This window comes from Kitasatospora sp. NPDC059803 (assembly GCF_042732255.1).
In the GTDB taxonomy this organism is placed as follows: domain Bacteria; phylum Actinomycetota; class Actinomycetes; order Streptomycetales; family Streptomycetaceae; genus Kitasatospora.
Map to the genome: position 1 here is coordinate 1 of NZ_JBHWIJ010000091.1, position 1,561 is coordinate 1,561.

1 protein-coding gene is annotated in these 1,561 nt (G+C 73.2%); it reads left to right on the forward strand.

Annotated elements, in window-relative coordinates:
* The first annotated feature begins 317 nt into the window (after window positions 1–317).
* On the forward strand, window positions 318–1,442 hold the full coding sequence (locus ACFV6I_RS16965; RefSeq protein WP_079136459.1) for a hypothetical protein: 1,125 nt from the start codon (window positions 318–320) through the stop codon (window positions 1,440–1,442).
* The last annotated feature ends 119 nt before the right edge of the window (window positions 1,443–1,561 follow it).

Consider the following 1,561-nt stretch of genomic DNA (forward strand, 5'->3'; position numbering starts at 1 on the left):
CCCGCCCCCGCCCCCGCGGGGCGCCCCCCCCGCGGGGCTCGACGTCAGGAGCGCCGCCAAGGGGCGGGTGTGCGCAGTGCGGGACGGCCCGGCGTACCCGGAGACGCCGGAAGGTCACCTGTTCGAGTGAAGGTCGAGATCGGGGTCCCGAGTTCTGATCGGTCGTCACCGATGATGCGTTCGAGAGCTTGCGGCGAGGGCCGGGCAAGAGCGGCCCGTCGGGAGGCAACGCCGCCGCGTCCTGGTGGCAGCCTCCGCGGCCGCGCGCCCGGCGCGGTCGCATTCCCGCATGACAGCACACCCGATGAGGAGATGAAGTGGCGGAGAAGCGGCTCAAGTCCTGGGGCAACAACCGCGCAGGTCAGCTCGGCGACGGCACCTGGACGGACATTCGTACGACGGCCACCACCGTGCTGGGGCTGACGAGCGCCGAGGTGGTGAAGATCGCCGCCGGGGGAAGCGGCCCCGCCACAGGTTTCGGGCTGGCCCTGCTGACCGACCGCACGGTGCAGACGTGGGGCGCCAACGGGTCCGGGCAGCTCGGTGACGGTTCGGTGTTCAGCCACAACGCGCCCGGCCAGGTCGTCAACCTTTCCGATGTCACCGATGTCGCCGCGGGCGGAGTGCACAGCCTGGCCCTGCTCGCCGACCGGACCGTGGTCGCCTGGGGGCGCAACAACCACGGCCAGCTCGGCAACGGGACCAACGCCGACAGCAGCGTCCCGGTCCGGGTCGAGGGACTCGGCAAGGTGATCGCGATCGCCGCCGGACTCAACCACAGCCTGGCGCTGCGCGCGGACGGCACCGTGTGGGCCTGGGGCCACAACATCAACGGCCAGCTCGGGGACGGAACTTCGGCGAGCCGCAACGTGCCGTCCTTGGTGAACAACCTGGCCGGTGTGGCCCGGATCGCCGCCGGCGCCGACCACAACCTGGCCCTGATCGGCCCGCCGAGCAGCTCCACCAAGCCCACCAGCGGCAACGCGGTGAAGGCGTGGGGCTACAACGCCACCGGCCAGCTCGGCGACAACACCACCATCAGCCGCTTCACCCCGGTCGACACCCAGGGCAGCTGGTTCGGTGGGGTCTCCGGGATCGCGGCCGGAGCCCACCACAGCCTGGCCGTCACCGACAGCGGCAACCAGCTCAAGGCCTGGGGCCGGAACACCTCCGGCCAGATCGGCGACGGCACCACCGACTACCGGAGCACCCCCGTCGCGGTCCCCGGCCTCACCGGCATCCAGCTGATCGCCGGCGGCCGCGAACACACCATCGCCCTGCTCGGCGACAACACCGTCCGCGCCTGGGGCAACAACGGCTCCGGCCAACTCGGCAACGGCACCACCACGGACAGCAGCACCCCCGTCACCTCGCTCACCGCGTTGACCGGTGTCGACAAGATCGCCGCACCCCTCGGCGGCGACTTCAGCCTGGCCAACTGAACCCGGCGCGGGGGGGGGGGGGGCCCGCGCGGCGCCGCCCCACGGCCCCCGCGCGCCCCGACAACGCCGCGGGGGGGGGCCGCGACGCCCACCCCCGGGCGCCCCCCACCCACACCGAC